Raw genomic sequence first — 16,303 nt, forward strand, 5'->3', positions numbered from 1 at the left:
CGGAATAAACAAGGGAAATCAAGCAACCCACTTTTTTGGAAACGAATTCATTTTTCGCCATGTTCGCTGCGCCAATTTCCTTGAGCGGCGCCCAGCGGGATGGTGATGCAGTGAAAAAAACAGCTTATCCCAACCGTTTTTCAAGTAGAGAAACCTTGCCAAATCGTCCCTCTTTTCTGATGAGCCCCCCGCCGATTTGCGCACAAAACTCGTTTTTCACCGGCCCACTAGGGGGCTCGTGATGGAATCAAAAGGCTGCTCGCCTTAAGAAACGTGATCAACGTTGTGCTTTTTCCTCATTCGAGAACCATGGGTTCGGGAGGGACGGCTGTTTTTCGCGCCCTCCTAACTTTCCGCCATCCTGTGGGATCAGAAGCGCCCCAAGCAAACCAAGAAAATTAGGAAAAGCGCCGGCTCAAGCAGATTCAGCCGCCAAGCCGGCGCCATCATCAATTCATCAGTGGAACCACCGCATCTCCCCCGTTAAAGGGAAGCGCGCAAAATGGCGAGCACATCATCACGGTTCAATGTTTTGAAACGGCCGAACTCGCCAAACGCCATCGCTTTATCGGCCATCAGCTCCAAGTTTTCCTCGCCGATGCCATAGTCCGCAAGCCGCGACGGCGCCCCGAGGCTCGACCAGAAGGCGCGCAGCCGCTCAATGCCTTCAAGCGCCACATCGCGCTCCGACTTGCCCGCCGGATCGACATCGAACACGCGCACCGCCAATTGTGCGAAACGGCTGACATTTTCATCGAGCACATGCTTCATCCAGTTTGGGAACAAAATCGCCAAGCCGCCCGCATGCGGAATATCGTACACAGCTGAAACGGCGTGCTCAATATTGTGCGTCGCCCAATCGCCGCGGACGCCCATTTGCAAAAAGCCGTTTAAGGCGATCGTGCCTGAGTACATGATCGTCTCGCGCAGCTCGTAGTTTTCTAAATCGTTGATCAGTTTGGGCGCCGTTTCGATCACGGTTTTCAACACCGCTTCGCACATCCGGTCTTGCAATGGCGTGTTCGGCGTATGGTGGAAATATTGCTCAAACACATGGGACATCATATCAACGATGCCATACACCGTCTGATCTTTCGGGACGGTCATCGTATACGTCGGATCCAAAATCGAAAATTGCGGGAACGTAAACGGGCTGCCCCACCCGTATTTTTCTTTCGTCTCCCAGTTTGTAATCACCGAGCCGGAATTCATCTCCGAGCCGGTCGCCGCCAGCGTCAAGACGGTGCCAAACGGCAGGGCGCCGGTGACCGGCGCTTTTTTCGTGATAAACTCCCACGGATCGCCGTCAAATTTCGCCCCAGCGGCGATCGCTTTCGTGCAGTCGATGACGCTGCCGCCGCCAACCGCCAGCAAAAACTCGACGCCTTCCCGCTTGCAAATGTCCACCCCTTTTCTTACGGTCGAGACGCGCGGGTTCGGTTCGACGCCTGGCAGTTCGATGACCTCGGCGCCAATATCCCCCAAAATCTTCATCACTTCGTCATACAGCCCGTTTCGTTTGATGCTGCCGCCACCATACACGAGCAGCACTTTCTTGCCGCAGCGCGGCACTTCTTCTTTGAGCCGTTCGAGCTGCCCTTTTCCGAAAATCAGTTTCGTCGGGTTGCGGAAGATAAACTCTTGCATATGGATGCCCTCCTTTTTCCTGAATGGATTATGGCAGCGCCTGCTGCCGTTTGTAAAACCAACTGCTTTGGGAGCAAACGATGCATATTTTTCATGACTGCGATTCATCCTATAAGTTGAAAAGAAACTTTCCAAAGGAGGCAAACAAGATGGGAGCATTGCAGCGCATTGCGCTATTGTTGACCATTATCGGCGCCATTAACTGGGGACTAATCGGCTTTTTCCAATTTGACTTAGTCGCCGCCATTTTCGGCGGCCAAGACTCCGTTTGGTCGCGCATCATCTACAGCTTGGTCGGCATCGCCGGCTTGATCAACTTGGCGCTGCTGTTCAAACCGGCAGAAGAGCTTGGGCGCACTGAACCGAAAACATCGCGCACATGACAAAAAATGCATCCGGAACACTCACCGCCTGGCGGTGGGTGTTTGATTTTGGCGGCACTTCCCGGTCAAAAGCGCCATGCCCCTTCACCGCCTGGGGGCACGGTTCTTATGGTTTCGGCCCATTTTCTTTCTTGGACTGCTCAATCCATTCGCGCAGTTTTTCCTTCAACGGGCGAAACCCCGACTTGAGCGGCATTTTCATGCGCATATGGCGTTTTTCCTTCTCCCCGGCGGGTTCGAGCGCCTTTAGGGACAGGCTCGCCCTCCTCGCCTTTTGATCGACATGAAGCACCTTGACCGTCACTTCATCCCCGACATGGACGTAATCGCGCACATCTTTCACAAATTGATGGGAAATTTCCGAAATATGGATCAGCCCTTGCATGCCGTCCTCAAGCTGGACGAACGCGCCATACGGCTGAATGCCCGTCACCTTCCCTTTCACGATCGCTCCTCGTTTGATCGTTGACAAGCGAAACACTCCTACTTGATGAATTTCGTCTATGTTTTTGTATTATAACATAGACCGACAGCAAACCCAAAAAAAGATGCCCCGCCGACGGCGGAACATCCCCAATTACAGGCGCGCCAAAAACCGTTTCATTCGCTTAATGGCTTCTTGCAGCTGTTCAAGCGATGAGGCGTATGAACAGCGGATATAGCCTTCCCCGCTTTGGCCGAAGACGTTGCCGGGGACGACCGCCACTTTTTCTTCGATGAGCAGCCGCTCAGCAAACTGCTCCGATGTCAAACCGGTCGGCTTGATGGATGGGAAGGCGTAAAACGCTCCGCCCGGCAAATGGCACGGCAATCCAATTTCATTGAGCGAGGCAACAAAATAGTTGCGCCGCCGCCGGTAGCTGTTGCGCATCTCGACGACATCGCGCTCCCCGTTGCGAAGCGCCTCAAGCGCCCCGTATTGCGCCATCGTCGGCGCGCACATCATGGCATACTGATGGATTTTCAACATCGCCTGCAAAATCTCGTCAGGCGCTGCCGCAAACCCGAGCCGCCATCCGGTCATCGCAAACCCTTTCGAAAAACCGGAAATCAAAATCGCCCGCTCGCGCATGCCAGAAACAGCGGCCATGCTCGTATACTCTCCTTCATACGTCAGCTCGGCATAAATTTCATCGGCAACAACGAGCAAGTCGTACGCCTCAGCCAGACGGGCGATCGCTTCAAGCTCCGCCGGGCTGAGCACCGTTCCGGTTGGATTGTTCGGTGAACAAATGATGACCGCCTTCGTCCGCTCGGTGATCGCCCGCTCAAGGTGCACCGGATTGAGCTGAAACTTGTCTTCGCCAGACGTGTGAACGGCCACCGGCTTCCCGCCTGCGAGCACGACAAGCGGCTCGTAGGCGACAAAACTTGGTTCGACGATGATCACTTCATCGCCCGGGTTGATGATCGCCCTAAGCGCCAAGTCGATGGCCTGGCTCGCCCCAACCGTCACGAAAATTTCCGTTTCCGGACAGTAGTCGACATGAAACTTGCGGCGCAAGTAGGCGGCGATTTCTTGGCGGAGCTCCAAGAGCCCGGCGTTGGCCGTATACGACGTATAGCCTTGCTCGAGCGACAAAATGCTCGCTTCGCGAATGCTCCAGGACGTGACAAAATCCGGCTCGCCGACGCCGAGCGAAATGACGCCGTCCATGCTGGAAGCAAGGTCAAAAAAGCGGCGGATGCCGGATGGCTTCAAGCCCGCAACCGTCTTGGACACATACGTTTTTCTCGTTTGCGGCTTCATGGCGACACCACGATGCGGCGATCTTGATCTCCTTGGTCAAAGACGATGCCGTCATGTTTGTATTTTTTCAAAATGAAATGAGTGGTCGTCGAAATGACGGAATCGAGCGTCGACAGCTTTTCGGAAACAAATTGAGCGATTTCCGCCATCGAACGCCCTTCAATGACGACCGACAAATCATAAGCGCCGGACATTAAATAGACCGATTTCACTTCGGGGAACCGGTAAATGCGTTCCGCCACCTCGTCAAAGCCGACGCCGCGCTTCGGAGTCACCTTGACGTCGATCATCGCCGTCACCCCTTCGCGGCCGTCCGCCTTCCGCCAGTCAATGAGCGCCGTATATTGGACGATCACTTTCGCCTCTTCCAGCTTTTTGACGAGCGCTTCCGTTTCCTCGACCGGCAAATCGACCATCTTCGCCAGCACATCGATCGGCGTTCGCGCATCTTTTTCCAATATTTCGATAATTTCCAGCTCTTTTTCGCTCAATTTCACCCAACATCCCTCCATTTCATCGGTCGGTTTCGCCAAACCGGCCGCCTGTCGTCATCACGGGAGCGGACAGGACGCCGCTTGCTTTAATTCAAGCAGCCGGCGGGCGAGTTTTAGGCAGTGGGGAAAAGGAATCGGCTCGTCAAAGGCGAATTCATATATGGACTGAATGCGGGCGGCCAACAGGCGGGCGTTTTCCGTCTCATACACCGCCTGGAGCACGCTGGCCGCCTCGACGTCGTAGGCGTCTTTTCCAAGGCCAAACGGATCCCAAGCGCCGATCGTCTCAAGAAGAAGCCGATTCAACTGTTGTCCGTCCATGCCGCCGCCATCCACCTTCTTTCTTGATGCTATGATATAACCAATTATAAGCCATCGATTCGAAAAAAAGAAGGGAGAAGATGCAACCATGTTTCCGTTTGACTCAAACAGCCCCGCCAGCAATGGAGCAGACTGGCGAGAAGATGAAGCCGCATTTCCATTTGATCGCGTCATCAACCGCCGAGGGACGCTCTCAGTGAAATGGGATGATGTCCATCGGGTGTTCGGCTGCGAAGACGTATGGCCGATGTGGATCGCCGATATGGATTTTCCCGCGCCCAAAGAAGTGCAAGAAGCGCTGCAGATCCGAATCGAACACGGCGTGTTCGGCTACACCGTCATTCCCGATTCACTCAAAGAAGCGGTGTGCCAATGGCTCAAACGCCGTCATGACTTTGCGATCGACCCGTCTTGGCTCGTGTTTGCCCACGGCGTTGTGCCGGCGGTCGCCGCCGCCATCGAAGCGTTTTCCAAACCGGGGGACCGCGTCATCGTCTTTTCCCCGGTCTACCGGCCGCTGTTTGATCTCGTCCGCCGCCATGACCGCACGCTCATATTCAGCCCGCTTCGCTTGACGGAAAACAACTACGCCATCGATTGGGACGACTTGGAGGGGAAGCTGCCCGGCGCTAGGCTTCTCATCCTTTGCCATCCGCACAACCCAGGGGGCAAATCATGGACAAAAGAAGAGCTCGAACGGATTGGGGAACTTTGTTTGAAACACGGCGTCTTCATCCTTTCCGACGAAATTCACGCCGATTTAACGTTTCCGCCAGCCAAACACACGCCGTTCGCCTCTCTTCATCCGGAGCTGGCCGCGCAAAGCGCGACGTTCCGCGCGCCAACGAAAACGTTCAACCTCGCCGGCTTGCAGGCGGCGGAAGTCATCATTCCCGATGAATCGCGGCGCCGGGCGTTCCGCCGCGTTCAGCAGCGGCACGGCTTTTTTACATTGAATACGTTCGCCATCATCGGAGCGGAAGCGGCCTATCGCCATGGCGGGCCGTGGCTTGACGCCTTGCTCGATTACTTGCGGCAAAACATCGACATGACGGCTGCCTATTTGGCGGACAAGCTGCCGCAGCTTCGCCCCGTCCGTCCGCAAGCGACGTATCTCGTCTGGATCGATTGCCGCGGCCTTGGCCTTTCCGAGGCGGAGCTGAAGAAACGTCTTTTGGAAAAAGGAAAACTCGCCGTCGAGTTCGGCAGCCAATTCGGCCAGGAAGGCGTCGGCTTCATCCGCTTGAATATCGCCTGCCCGCGCCCGACGCTCGAGGAAGGGCTGCGGCGGCTGGCGATGGCGCTGCACTAAAAAGAAGGGCCGCTCCGGTCGGCCGCCGCCTTGCTCTAAACTCAAAGAGGAGCCGAACCTGTCGGCTGCTGTCATGCGCTAAAATCAATGAAGAGATGCACCGGTTGACCGCTGCGTTGCGCCAAAAACGTGAAACAGGGGCTCTCGCGAGAGCCCCTGTTTCACGACGACTTGATTTCCCCGCAGGCGATCCGCCCGCCCGCATCTCCCGCCGGCTGGGTCATGCCGTCGTCTTTCTTGGCATGAATGACGATCGACGTTCCGTCTTTTGTGAGCAGCGAACCTTTTTCTCCTTCTTTCAGCGTCACGTGGGGCGCTGTCAGCTCTACATGGACCGTGCCGTCATCGTTCACAATAATGTTCGGCAAATCACCGGCATGCGCCCCTTCCGGATGGAGAAGGCCGTGCTTTTTCCCGTCCGGATTGTAATGACCGCCGGCCGACTGGAAATCAGGCGGCTTGCAGCTTCCCTTTTCATGGATGTGAATGGCGTGCTCCCCCGGCGGGAGGCCTTCCAAATCAAGCTTCAGCCGCACCCCTTCCGCCTGTTCGGTCAACTCGATCACACCGATCGAATCGCCGTCCGCATTGATCATCTCCACCTTCCGGCTCGTCGCATCCTCTTGGCCGCATCCGGACAGCACGAACGCCGCCGCGAGCACCACACCGTACGTTTTCCGCAACACGAACCACCCTCCAGCATCACTTGTTATCCGCCAGTATTGCCGGAGGGAGACGCGTTTATACTCCGGGCGGCTCCTTCCGTTCCTCTCGTTTTCCAAGCAGCTGTTCTTCAAGCCGCTTCGCTTCCTTCTCCTGCCGCCGGGAAATGACGATGATGAGCCGCATCGTGAACACCGCCATCAAGAAAAAGACGGCAAACGAAATCGCCGCGGGAATGTATTCGCGTTTATCTTCCGGAAAGTACAAAAACAAATTCAACACCAATGGCCACATCACGAAAACAACCTTTCTGCCGCAAAATTGTCCATTCCCATTATAGCACAAAAAAGCCGCTGCCAACGCAGCCGGCTATAAAGCGAATTTTTTCCGCAGCTGGGTCAAATCGATCCGTTCCCCGATCGTCGGCGGTTTCGTTTTCGCCAAATATTTTTTATCGTTTTCCACCAGCCGGAAAATCGTATACGCGGTGAACGCATCATCGAGCGCGCAATGGGCTTTTCCAACCGCCTCATTGCCGTACTCTTGCACCGCCTTGCGCAATCCGGTTTGATTTTTGTTGCCGAAAAACCGCTTATACTCCATGGCTAAATCACGGTGCTCGCCCGTAAGCGGGAATTCCACTTGCGCCGATTGGCAGTTTTCCCGGAGCACTTTCATATCCATGCTCCCCCACGTCATCACTGTCGTCGGGCGTTCGCGGTCATATTGCCGAAGCAAGGAAACCAGCTCATAAAAACTCATTCCGCGGTCGATTTGTTCTTGGGTGATGTTGAGAAACGACTTGCACCGTTCCGTGAGCTGCGGAAAGCGGAGCGGCTTCACATAGGAAGAAAATTGGCCGATGATCTGATCGTCAACAACCGCGACAAGGCCGACTTCAATAATTTCCGGGCAAAACCCGTTCGGGTTTGTTTTCGTCTCCGGCATCGTAAATTCAAAATCGAGAAACAAATATTGCGGGCTGTCCATCGTCGCTTCCCCCCTTTCCGGCACGCTGTTGCCGTCCGTCTTACTATTATTATATCACGCAGAAGCGATTGTTTATTTCTTTTTTCAGAAAATGGCGAAAAAGAGGCGGATGCCGTAGGAATCAACGAAAGCCTTGGCGAAAAAGAAGAAGGGCGGATGGACGCTTCCCATTCAAGCCAATCGTTTTTTCTCCCCCACCCTTTATAAGATCCGCGAAAAACAACCATTTCCCCTAAACCGATGGTTCTTGAGTGAAGAGAAGAGCAGCATTTATAAGGTTGATGCATTGAAGAAATGCTATGGTTGAGCCGCATTTCCTGTTAAATCACCAGCCTTCTATGATATGATCAAGAAAAAGGAGGGTGGATGGGATGAAAAATGTCGTGATTCATCAGATTGTTACATGGATTTTCACCGAAGACCAACTGCGGGCGTATTGGAAAAAACAGAAGAAGAACCTTCCGTTCAGCGGGCTGACGGACCGCCAGTACATGAAACTGGCTGAAGAAATGCTTGAACATTCCTCGCACAGCCAACTTGAGCAGCATGTGCTCGGCGGCCGCTGGCGCACAAAAGATGAAGCGGAAGGAAACGTGATCGCGGAAGACGAATCGCGCGACGACATCCATGTCGAGATCATTGACACCAATGCTCCAGCCGAACCGAGGCGGCGGATGTTGATGGATCGGGTGCGCGAAATCCCTTGTCCGCATTGTTCATTTGCGTTTTATGTTCGTGAAGCCGCCAGCGAGCGCAGTGATTGGACATGCCCGGCGTGCGGGAGCGGTTTTCACAACATGACGACATAACTGGAAAGGGAGGAGTACGAATGGATCATTCTGCCGCACACGTGTCAAATCTTCAATATTATTTTGCCATTGCCGTTTTCTTGGTTGTATACGCGATCATCATTTCTGAAAAAATCCACCGCGCGGTCATCGCCTTGCTCGGGGCGGCGCTCATGGTCATCTTCGGCATCGTTGACATCGAAAAAGCGTTCACCCACCATATTGAGTGGGGAACGATCACGCTGCTGATCGGAATGATGATCTTGGTCGGCATTACGAGCAAGTCCGGCTTTTTTCAATACATGGCCATTAAAGCAGCGAAACTCGCCAAAGGCCGCCCGGTCCGCATTTTGGTGATGCTTTCACTGTTGACCGGGCTGTTGTCGGCATTTTTGGACAACGTGACCACCGTCCTGCTCATTGTGCCGGTGACATTTTCCATTACGCGCCTCCTTCAAGTCAATCCGGTGCCGTATTTGATTTCGGAAGTGCTCTTGTCGAACATCGGCGGCACGGTGACATTGATCGGCGACCCGCCGAACATTATGATCGGCTCGGCGAACAAGCATCTCGATTTCAACGCTTTCTTGTTCAACTTGACGCCAATCGTCATCGTCATCGCCATTGTGACGGTCGCGCTGCTCGCATTCGTTTACCGCAAGCAGCTGAAAACCGATCCTGCGTTGATTCAAAAGCTGATAGAGCTTCGCGACGCCGATTATATTCAAGATGCGAAGCTGATGCGCAAATCGGTCGCCGTGCTCGGGCTGACCATCCTTGGCTTTATTTTTCATTCGGTCATTCATGTCGATGCGGCCGTCATCGCCATGACCGGAGCGGTCGTGCTCATGCTCATCGCCGTGCCGGAGCACGAACTGGAGGATGTCTTTCATTCGATCGAATGGGGCACGATTTTCTTTTTCGCCGGTCTGTTCGTCTTGGTCGGTGGGCTCGTTGACATCGGCCTGATCAAATCATTGGCCGAAAAAACGCTCGATGTCACCGGCGGCGATATTTCCACGGCCGCCTATTTCATCCTTTGGCTGTCCGGCATCGCCTCAGCGACGATCGACAACATCCCGTTCGTCGCCACGATGATCCCGCTCATTCAAGATATGGCCGTCGGCATGGGCTTATCCCCGGACGCCCCGCAAATCGACGTCCTTTGGTGGGCCTTGTCTCTTGGCGCCTGCCTCGGCGGGAATGGGACGCTCATCGGCGCCTCGGCGAACGTCATCGTCGCCGGCATGGCGTCACGCGAAGGGCACGGCTTTACATACGTTGATTTTTTGAAAATCGGCGCGCCGCTGACGCTCATCGCCTTGCTTTTGTCGCACGCCTATTTATGGCTGCGCTATTTGTAGCGCCACGCCTGCGCGGACGCAGAAAAAAGGAGCGAAACCGAATGAAGGTTTCGCTCCTTTTTTGATATTCGCACATATCGTATTATCGATTCCATTTTTATAAAGGAGGCTCAAGCGGCCATGTTCGTTCATTTCCCGCGGATGCCGGCCAGCCCGTATCCCCCGATCGACCCGGCGCTCTTTTCCCAGTCCGCCGCCACGGCGCAGGCGCTGATGAACGATGCCGCCGCCGTTTTGAAAAAACTCGCCGAATCGCGCTCGTTCGCGGCCTCAGTCATGTCGGCCGCCCAAGAAGGAAAAACGGAGGAAGTGAAACGCCTGATCCGCTCGCTCGGCATCCACTCCAAAACGGACGTGTATTTCAATCCCGACGGCATCCGTCTGACGCTGTCGCCGCCGCCAGGCGCGTTTCCGTGCTGCCAGCTCGTTGTCGGCTTGCGCTGGAACGTGTTTCCGCCTTTTGGCGGGTAGCCTTCGCCATCACGGCGGCGGGCGAAATGGGAGAAAACGGTTCGCAGGAATCCTTCGCTTTTCGCATTCGCCGCTTTGGCCGCGGCTTGACGATTGGCGGAAATCCGTTCAAGACGGTCGCGCCCGACGCGGCAACGCCGCTTCCAGACCATGCACGGCGCTGGAGGCGGCGTTGTTTGCGACTTGCCGCGCCAGGCAAAGCAGGCAGACACCCCTTTTCACACACAAACGGTTCTTGATCCAGCCGCCGACCTTAGTAAACCAAAAAAGACGGCGATCGTCTCATCACCGTCCAGCGCCAACGCCCCAACGAACTTGCCGGGCATCGTCGCCTGACAGCCCCTTCCGTTTCCTTTGTGCATCCGATTACGTGCGTCGATAGATGACATCACCGACAATAATCGTGATCAAAGAAATCAACATCGTCAATTTGACCACCTTGTAGTCTAAAAAGCGCAGCACTTGTTCTTCAAACATGTAGACGAAAAAGAAAATGACCATCAGCACGGCAACAAACAAGACAAACTTTTTTTCGATTCATGGAAACCGATTCTCCTTCATCAGAATGTATCCAATACATTGCCCGTCGTTTTGATCATATCGTCGGAAATATATACTTTTTTCAGATTGGTGCGCTTGCTGTCACTGTAGGCAAAGTGATACGCGTCATATATATATTGATCATAATAATCACGTAATACCGTATGATTTTTACCGTCGTCCAGTACGGTTTTATATAAGTTGCAATTTTGTTTTACATGGCATTGTTCGCTCTTCTTGCCACCGTGCCAGCTTGTCAGGTGATAAAGACGGGGCATGGAGATCGGAAATTCTTTTATATAGTTGAGCGCTAGCGCTCAACTAGCAGCACCACGGGTTTAAGTTTCATCTTCAAGTGACCGATCAAGAACTGCCGATGGGATACGTGGTGACGGAAGCGTCCTGTCACGATCGAGCCGCAGCAGAAACCGTCATGACTCAAATTCCTCATCCATTTAATTTGGGAGACAAGGGATTTATCAGCAGCGAATGGCAAAAAAAGTTGTATAAAGCGTACCAAATCGCCTTTTGGACTCCATCTCGCCAAAACCAGGAACATCGCCCATCGGCATCATGGGAGAGATGGCTCAAACAAAAACGTAAAGTCATTGAAACGGTGTTCTCTGTCCTCGTTGACCAGTATCGTATCACAGAAATTCGTGCCAATTCGATTGCGGGGTTTGAGGTAGCACTAGATGGCATTTTGTTGGTGTATTCACTTGTAACACTTGGGCTAGTTGAGCGTTAGGGTTCAACTAGCACCACGAGTAAAAGACAATATTTTCTTCATAAAACAATCTCTCTTCACGAATGATATTAGTTGATCACTCATATTCCTTTCGGTTGACAAAGAGGATCAGTCTTACAGATCTTCTTGATTGAAGAAAATATGGATTTTGGACACATTCCCGATCAGCCCACATATCGCTTGTCAAGTACAGGTTGCGGTGATGAACCAATATATGAAATACAAATCCCTCCTCCACTTTTATATATTTACAATTATATTTTATCGGAAATTTTAAAAAAAAGAGTCCCTATTACCATTTTTTAAAAGCCCTAGTGTGACCAGCGAGTAAACCAACAAGATGTCATCGGCACCTCAAACTCCGCAATAGAATTCGCCCGAATGCCGTGGTAGGGGGCACGAGAATCGAAAACACCATCTCAATGACTTTGCGTTTTTTCTGATCCATCCTTCTCATGCCTTGGTGTACTTTTGATTGTGTCAAGATGGTGTCCAAAACGCGGTTGGATGTTTTTCGCATCGCCACCACAACAATGGCCTGTATGAAAGCGGCGACATTCCATACGTGGGGACATTTGCATCCTTTCGATATCAATGAAAAAGTTTCGTTATGAACGTCTATCATAAACACAACAACTCGAATGTTTCCTCACCCCTTTCCACCCAACACGACGAGCGATGGCCATTTCGCCATCGCCCGTCGTCCGGCCTCTCTTCGACAACCATGTTCCCGTCCATCCGCGCACAATCCTTCACTACCTTCACGCATTGCCGTTTTCATCCGTCGGCTGCCGAGCCCCGATTTCCGCCGGGGTGCGCAAATCGTAGCCGTCGTCGTGTTTGCTTGTATGGATGATGTCTTCGTTCGCCCCCATTTTGCTCCCCCATCTCAGCTCCTCGTCCGGGAGGAACCGCTCCATCGCCATCCTCCTTCCTTTGCGCAGCCGCCCTGGCTGCCCCGTTTTTGTTTAGCATTCCCAAAGGCATATGGCATCATCCATTGAGAGAAAAAGGAATTGACATGATGCCGATTGTTCTATATGATTTTGTTAACGATAAAAAGCAAGGGGGTTTACATATGAGCGAACAACGCACTTCGCTTCGACCGATTGACATGACGCTCGCCGCCATGTTCGTCGCCTTGATGGCGATCGGGGCGAACATTACGTCATGGGCGCCGTTTCTTGTCGTCGGCGGTGTGCCGATTACGCTGCAGACGTTTTTCTGCGTCCTGGCCGGCGCGGTGTTAGGGCGGCGGCTCGGTGCGGTGGCGATGATCGTCTATATGCTCGTCGGCCTCGCGGGTGTTCCGGTGTTTGCCAAATTCAAAGGCGGGCTGTCGATGATTTTCGAACCGACGTTTGGCTTCATCCTTTCGTTTATCGTTGCCGCTTATGCGACCGGATGGATCATTAACCGCGGCTCACAGCCCGCGGCAAAAGCCCGTTTCGTCATCGCCGCACTCGTTGGCATGGTGATCAACTATGTCATTGGAACGAATTGGATGTATATGGCTTACAAATTATGGGCGGAAGCGCCGGCGGGACTTTCGTACGGAATGGTTTGGAGCTGGATGCTCGCGCCATTGCCAAAAGACATTCTCCTGTCGATCGTCGCCGGCTTGATCGCCCCAAGGCTTTGCCGGGCGATCGGACGCTCCTCGGCTGCCGGCCGCTCGGCCGCCTAAACGCAAAAAAAGCGCGCCTGTTTTGGACAACAGGTGCGCTTTTTGTCAGAAAAACAAGCGAAGAACTTGGTACACAAATCCGGCAATCAACGCCGAAATCGGCAATGTAATAATCCAGGTGAGCACAATGCGGCGCGCGACACCCCATTTGACTCCTTTGACCCGTTGGGCGGCGCCAACCCCCATGATGGCCGAGGAAATGACGTGCGTCGTGCTGACCGGCAAGTGGAACATCGTCGCTGAAAGAATGACGAGTGCGGACGACAAATCAGCCGCCGCTCCATTGATCGGGCGGATTGTCATAATTTTTCCTCCCACCGTTTTAATGATCTTCCACCCGCCGACGGCCGTTCCCAATCCCATGGCCAAGGCGGCAGAAATGCGCACCCATTCAGGAATGTCGGTCGTCGCGTGGTATCCGCCGGCGATTAATGCCATCGTAATGATCCCCATCGCTTTTTGAGCATCGTTTGTTCCGTGCGTATACGCCTGAAACGCCGCGGTCATAATTTGAAACATCCGAAAGCCCCTCGTCGTGCTGTATAAGTTGGCGTTTTTAAAGATAAAGCGAAAAATGCTCATAATGATAAAGCCGACCCCTAACGCCAAAAACGGGGAAAGAATGAGCGATTGTAAAATTTTCAAAAATCCGCTATAATTCAAAATCCCAACTCCAGCCGCGGAAATCGCTGCCCCGGCGACCGAACCGAGGATCGCGTGCGAAGAGCTGCTCGGAATGCCGTAATACCACGTGATCAAGTTCCAGGCAATGGCTGATGTCAACGCTGCTAAAATAATGAGCGGCCCATTTTCCAGCGCAAATGGGTCGACAATGTCTTTCGTAATCGTTTTCGCGACGCCGGTAAAGGTGAGCGCGCCGATAAAGTTCATCGTCGCAGCCAAAATAATGGCTTGACGCGGCGTGAGCGCCCTTGTCGACACCGATGTCGCGATGGCGTTGGCCGTATCGTGGAAGCCGTTGATAAAGTCAAACGCCAAAGCAAAAATAACGATGAGAATGGTTAAAATCAGGATCGCATCCATAAAACCAACGTCCCCTTTTATGCGTTGCGCATGATAATCGTCTCTAACGTATTGGCGACATCTTCACAGCTGTCGGCAATCTCTTCGAGCATTTCGTAAAGCTCTTTGTATTGAATGAGTTTAATCGGGTCTTTTTGCGTCACAAACAAGTTTTTGATCGACGCGCGCAAAATTTCGTCGCACTTCGTTTCATAATCCTTAATTTTAATGGCGTGCTGGCGCATATCGAGCAATTTTTTATTCGCAAGCAGCTCGAGGGCATGGACGATTTCAATCGTGCTTTGGTAAATATAATCAAAAAACTTCACCATATGTTCATCGATGTCCGTAAATGAAAACATTTCAAACCGCGCCGAACATTGCTCAAATCCATCAAGCACATCGTCCATTTTCATCGCCAACTGGTGGATGTCTTCCCGCTCGATCGGCGTAATGAACGTTTTGTTCAATTGGACGACCAGTTCATGAATGAATGAATCGCCCTTTCGTTCATACTCTTTCATGACGCGGGCAAATTCTTTCAAGTCGCTTACGCTTTGAATTTTATACTCGACAAAATATTGCGCCGCTTCCTTCACATTTTCCGAAATCGTAAACAACATATCAAAAAACACGTCTTTTTTCGGTGAAAAAATCATATCGGACACCCTCCATTTACGAAATCAAAATCACCGCTACTTATTGTAACAATTTAAAATCCATTTACAATACAAAAAGAGAAAATTTACGGCTCTTCACCACAAGTTGTACTTGATGATTTAAGATCGGTGTGCATAGCGAAAATAGAGGGTACAAAAAATGCGAATTTTCCTGTATGGTAAAGGTGACCAAACCAAACCATTGGAGGAAAATTCGCATGTACGCTCAGTTTATCAAAGAACTTATCGATTTACCAGATGTTTTGATTCAAAAGGTGCGAAAAGAAGGAGATCGTTGGATTTTCGAACTTTCTCTACCTGAACAATGCTCGGCTTGAAACGCACGATCAAAATGACAGGAAAAAAGAAGCAATGGATGCATGGCTATGCTCAACGAATCGGGATTTTTTGGATTGAACTCCCTGTCGAGCGCAGACGTTGTAGTACGTGTGGCATGACGTTCAGCACGTCTTATCCAGGAATCTCCCCTCCAAGTGTGGCAACAGACGCTTTTCAGCAATGGGTGGCGCAATCTTGCATCGGGACATCCATTCAGGCAGTAGCTCGGATGCTCAAACTCCCTTACACGACCGTGGAACGTTGGTTTTATACCCATGCCCCTTCCTTCCTATCGAATGATATCCAACCAAAGGCGGTTTGTGTCGATGAATTTGCCTTTCGAAAAGGGCATGACTACGGAGTGGCGATCATGGATGCCGAGACGGGAGAAGGGTATGCCATCGAAGCTGGAAAGAACGAGGAAGCCATCAGACGTGCGTTGGCGCATGTGTCTCGTTCTGTTCAGTATGTCGTAAGCGATTTAGCCCCAGCGATGAAAAAAGCCATTCAAGGGGTTTGCCCAGAGGCGACACACGTGGTCGATTATTTCCATGTCATTCAGCTGTTTACGGATGCTTTAGATCGTTGCCGCAAATATGTAGACAAAGGAAGCAAGAGACACGGAAATGTTCGTTACGTTTGCCGTTTATTGAGCACATGCCCAGAGAAATTGACGGAGGAAGAACGTCAAATCGTACGAGAATGGTGTAATGAAAGCGATGACTTAAAGTCGGTCTACCAATCGCTCCAACATTTTCGTTATGTGTCCAAAAGCAAAGACGAGCAACAGGCGAAACGACGTTTGGAGTCTTGGATTCATCGGTATTCGTTTTGTCCTTGTTCGGTTGTGCGCACGATTGCAAAAGCGCTCGTCAAGCGAACAGAAGAAATCGTTTCTTGCATTTTTATCCCCTTACTCGAATGGGAAAATGGAAGGAACGAACAACAAGATCAAGCTGATCAAACGTCGAGGATATGGATACAGAAATATCCAGCGTTTTGCATTACGGGTTCGGTTAGAAACGACTAACATACTTTAATGGCAGGTGCAAGTACATCTTTTGGTGATGAACCAAATTTACAATAGATTTACACTAACTTTACATTTTGTTCGCTTTTCGTGC

19 protein-coding genes and 2 pseudogenes are annotated in these 16,303 nt (G+C 52.0%); 9 read left to right on the top strand and 12 right to left on the bottom strand.

The genetic code is table 11. The features are described from left to right. Positions 1–483: 483 nt before the first annotated feature. Positions 484–1,647 carry an iron-containing alcohol dehydrogenase gene (locus LG52_RS14725; protein WP_044732492.1) on the bottom strand — a complete coding sequence of 388 codons (1,164 nt, stop codon included), beginning with the start codon at positions 1,645–1,647 and terminating at the stop codon, positions 484–486. A gap of 149 nt (positions 1,648–1,796) precedes the next feature. Here LG52_RS14725 and LG52_RS14730 point away from each other — a divergent pair, with 149 nt between their 5' ends. Further along, positions 1,797–2,030 (top strand): DUF378 domain-containing protein, encoded by a 234-nt coding sequence (locus LG52_RS14730; RefSeq protein ID WP_011232397.1) that lies wholly within the window; start codon positions 1,797–1,799, stop codon positions 2,028–2,030. A gap of 106 nt (positions 2,031–2,136) precedes the next feature. Here the strand turns inward: LG52_RS14730 and yugI are convergent, their stop codons facing one another. The 4 genes from yugI to LG52_RS14750 all read right to left on the bottom strand — a co-directional run bounded on the left by yugI (position 2,137) and on the right by LG52_RS14750 (position 4,595). Further along, entirely contained in the window at positions 2,137–2,502 is a 366-nt protein-coding gene (yugI, locus tag LG52_RS14735) for a S1 domain-containing post-transcriptional regulator GSP13 (protein ID WP_044732493.1), read from the bottom strand. A 105-nt stretch (positions 2,503–2,607) separates the two neighbouring features. Beyond that, a complete protein-coding gene (locus LG52_RS14740) occupies positions 2,608–3,780 on the bottom strand; it encodes an aminotransferase (protein ID WP_044732494.1) in 1,173 nt (390 codons plus the stop codon). After that, on the bottom strand, positions 3,777–4,277 hold the full coding sequence (locus LG52_RS14745) for an Lrp/AsnC family transcriptional regulator (RefSeq protein ID WP_025949995.1): 501 nt from the start codon (positions 4,275–4,277) through the stop codon (positions 3,777–3,779). Before LG52_RS14745 ends, LG52_RS14740 begins: the two co-directional genes overlap by 4 nt. A gap of 54 nt (positions 4,278–4,331) precedes the next feature. Beyond that, positions 4,332–4,595 (bottom strand): DUF1871 family protein, encoded by a 264-nt coding sequence (locus LG52_RS14750; RefSeq protein WP_044732495.1) that lies wholly within the window; start codon positions 4,593–4,595, stop codon positions 4,332–4,334. An 88-nt stretch (positions 4,596–4,683) separates the two neighbouring features. On the opposite strand from LG52_RS14750, the gene LG52_RS14755 reads away from it, so the two are divergent. Continuing rightward, positions 4,684–5,907, top strand: coding sequence for a MalY/PatB family protein (locus LG52_RS14755; RefSeq protein WP_082055755.1), 1,224 nt, complete (start codon positions 4,684–4,686; stop codon positions 5,905–5,907). Between the two features lie 161 nt (positions 5,908–6,068). Here the strand turns inward: LG52_RS14755 and LG52_RS14760 are convergent, their stop codons facing one another. The 3 genes from LG52_RS14760 to kapD form a co-directional block, all read right to left on the bottom strand. Continuing rightward, positions 6,069–6,593, bottom strand: a complete 525-nt coding sequence (locus LG52_RS14760) for a superoxide dismutase family protein (RefSeq protein WP_044732496.1) — start codon at positions 6,591–6,593, stop codon at positions 6,069–6,071. 55 nt (positions 6,594–6,648) lie between these two features. Then, positions 6,649–6,864, bottom strand: a complete 216-nt coding sequence (locus LG52_RS14765) for a hypothetical protein (RefSeq protein ID WP_044732497.1) — start codon at positions 6,862–6,864, stop codon at positions 6,649–6,651. 75 nt (positions 6,865–6,939) lie between these two features. Further along, complete coding sequence (gene kapD, locus LG52_RS14770) at positions 6,940–7,560, bottom strand: 3'-5' exonuclease KapD (RefSeq protein ID WP_044732498.1); 621 nt, start codon at positions 7,558–7,560, stop codon at positions 6,940–6,942. A gap of 371 nt (positions 7,561–7,931) precedes the next feature. Between kapD and LG52_RS14775 the strand changes: the two genes are divergently transcribed. From LG52_RS14775 to LG52_RS19935, 4 genes are all read left to right on the top strand, one after another. Then, entirely contained in the window at positions 7,932–8,369 is a 438-nt protein-coding gene (locus tag LG52_RS14775; protein WP_044732499.1) for a hypothetical protein, read from the top strand. A gap of 20 nt (positions 8,370–8,389) precedes the next feature. Further along, the gene (locus LG52_RS14780) at positions 8,390–9,712 is read left to right on the top strand and encodes an ArsB/NhaD family transporter (RefSeq protein WP_044732500.1); all 1,323 of its coding nucleotides are present in this window, start codon (positions 8,390–8,392) and stop codon (positions 9,710–9,712) included. 120 nt (positions 9,713–9,832) lie between these two features. Beyond that, positions 9,833–10,183 carry a hypothetical protein gene (locus LG52_RS14785; protein WP_044732501.1) on the top strand — a complete coding sequence of 117 codons (351 nt, stop codon included), beginning with the start codon at positions 9,833–9,835 and terminating at the stop codon, positions 10,181–10,183. A 93-nt stretch (positions 10,184–10,276) separates the two neighbouring features. Further along, the gene (locus LG52_RS19935; RefSeq protein ID WP_156133433.1) at positions 10,277–10,519 is read left to right on the top strand and encodes a hypothetical protein; all 243 of its coding nucleotides are present in this window, start codon (positions 10,277–10,279) and stop codon (positions 10,517–10,519) included. 30 nt (positions 10,520–10,549) lie between these two features. Here the strand turns inward: LG52_RS19935 and LG52_RS20360 are convergent, their stop codons facing one another. Beyond that, entirely contained in the window at positions 10,550–10,702 is a 153-nt protein-coding gene (locus LG52_RS20360) for a hypothetical protein (RefSeq protein ID WP_197071932.1), read from the bottom strand. 349 nt (positions 10,703–11,051) lie between these two features. Here LG52_RS20360 and LG52_RS14795 point away from each other — a divergent pair. Beyond that, positions 11,052–11,471 (top strand): annotated as a pseudogene (locus LG52_RS14795) (IS982 family transposase); the annotation flags it as partial. 761 nt (positions 11,472–12,232) lie between these two features. Here LG52_RS14795 and LG52_RS20365 read toward each other — a convergent pair. Beyond that, the gene (locus LG52_RS20365) at positions 12,233–12,391 is read right to left on the bottom strand and encodes a hypothetical protein (protein ID WP_197074554.1); all 159 of its coding nucleotides are present in this window, start codon (positions 12,389–12,391) and stop codon (positions 12,233–12,235) included. A gap of 158 nt (positions 12,392–12,549) precedes the next feature. Here LG52_RS20365 and LG52_RS14805 point away from each other — a divergent pair, with 158 nt between their 5' ends. Further along, entirely contained in the window at positions 12,550–13,158 is a 609-nt protein-coding gene (locus LG52_RS14805; protein ID WP_044733298.1) for a biotin transporter BioY, read from the top strand. Between the two features lie 45 nt (positions 13,159–13,203). On the opposite strand, the gene LG52_RS14810 is transcribed toward LG52_RS14805, so the two are convergent. Together LG52_RS14810 and LG52_RS14815 are read right to left on the bottom strand one after the other, a co-directional pair. Continuing rightward, the gene (locus LG52_RS14810; RefSeq protein WP_044732504.1) at positions 13,204–14,202 is read right to left on the bottom strand and encodes an inorganic phosphate transporter; all 999 of its coding nucleotides are present in this window, start codon (positions 14,200–14,202) and stop codon (positions 13,204–13,206) included. 17 nt (positions 14,203–14,219) lie between these two features. After that, complete coding sequence (locus LG52_RS14815; RefSeq protein WP_015375717.1) at positions 14,220–14,840, bottom strand: DUF47 domain-containing protein; 621 nt, start codon at positions 14,838–14,840, stop codon at positions 14,220–14,222. Positions 14,841–15,058: 218 nt separating this feature from the next. Between LG52_RS14815 and LG52_RS14820 the strand changes: the two are divergent. After that, positions 15,059–16,219 (top strand): annotated as a pseudogene (locus LG52_RS14820) (ISL3 family transposase). The last annotated feature ends 84 nt before the right edge of the window (positions 16,220–16,303 follow it).

Source organism: Geobacillus kaustophilus (assembly GCF_000948285.1).
Lineage (GTDB): Bacteria > Bacillota > Bacilli > Bacillales > Anoxybacillaceae > Geobacillus > Geobacillus thermoleovorans_A.

What these genes read in the sequence shown, in the direction of transcription:
- LG52_RS14725 (WP_044732492.1), bottom strand. Translation starts at nt 1,647, where the DNA reads ATGCAAGAGTTTATCTTCCGCAACCCGACGAAACTGATTTTCGGAAAA.
- LG52_RS14730 (WP_011232397.1), top strand. Translation starts at nt 1,797, where the DNA reads ATGGGAGCATTGCAGCGCATTGCGCTATTGTTGACCATTATCGGCGCC.
- LG52_RS14740 (WP_044732494.1), bottom strand. Translation starts at nt 3,780, where the DNA reads ATGAAGCCGCAAACGAGAAAAACGTATGTGTCCAAGACGGTTGCGGGC.
- LG52_RS14750 (WP_044732495.1), bottom strand. Translation starts at nt 4,595, where the DNA reads ATGGACGGACAACAGTTGAATCGGCTTCTTCTTGAGACGATCGGCGCT.
- LG52_RS14755 (WP_082055755.1), top strand. Translation starts at nt 4,684, where the DNA reads ATGTTTCCGTTTGACTCAAACAGCCCCGCCAGCAATGGAGCAGACTGG.
- LG52_RS14765 (WP_044732497.1), bottom strand. Translation starts at nt 6,864, where the DNA reads ATGTGGCCATTGGTGTTGAATTTGTTTTTGTACTTTCCGGAAGATAAA.
- kapD (WP_044732498.1), bottom strand. Translation starts at nt 7,560, where the DNA reads ATGGACAGCCCGCAATATTTGTTTCTCGATTTTGAATTTACGATGCCG.
- LG52_RS14775 (WP_044732499.1), top strand. Translation starts at nt 7,932, where the DNA reads ATGAAAAATGTCGTGATTCATCAGATTGTTACATGGATTTTCACCGAA.
- LG52_RS14780 (WP_044732500.1), top strand. Translation starts at nt 8,390, where the DNA reads ATGGATCATTCTGCCGCACACGTGTCAAATCTTCAATATTATTTTGCC.
- LG52_RS14785 (WP_044732501.1), top strand. Translation starts at nt 9,833, where the DNA reads ATGTTCGTTCATTTCCCGCGGATGCCGGCCAGCCCGTATCCCCCGATC.
- LG52_RS20365 (WP_197074554.1), bottom strand. Translation starts at nt 12,391, where the DNA reads ATGGAGCGGTTCCTCCCGGACGAGGAGCTGAGATGGGGGAGCAAAATG.
- LG52_RS14805 (WP_044733298.1), top strand. Translation starts at nt 12,550, where the DNA reads ATGAGCGAACAACGCACTTCGCTTCGACCGATTGACATGACGCTCGCC.
- LG52_RS14810 (WP_044732504.1), bottom strand. Translation starts at nt 14,202, where the DNA reads ATGGATGCGATCCTGATTTTAACCATTCTCATCGTTATTTTTGCTTTG.
- LG52_RS14815 (WP_015375717.1), bottom strand. Translation starts at nt 14,840, where the DNA reads ATGATTTTTTCACCGAAAAAAGACGTGTTTTTTGATATGTTGTTTACG.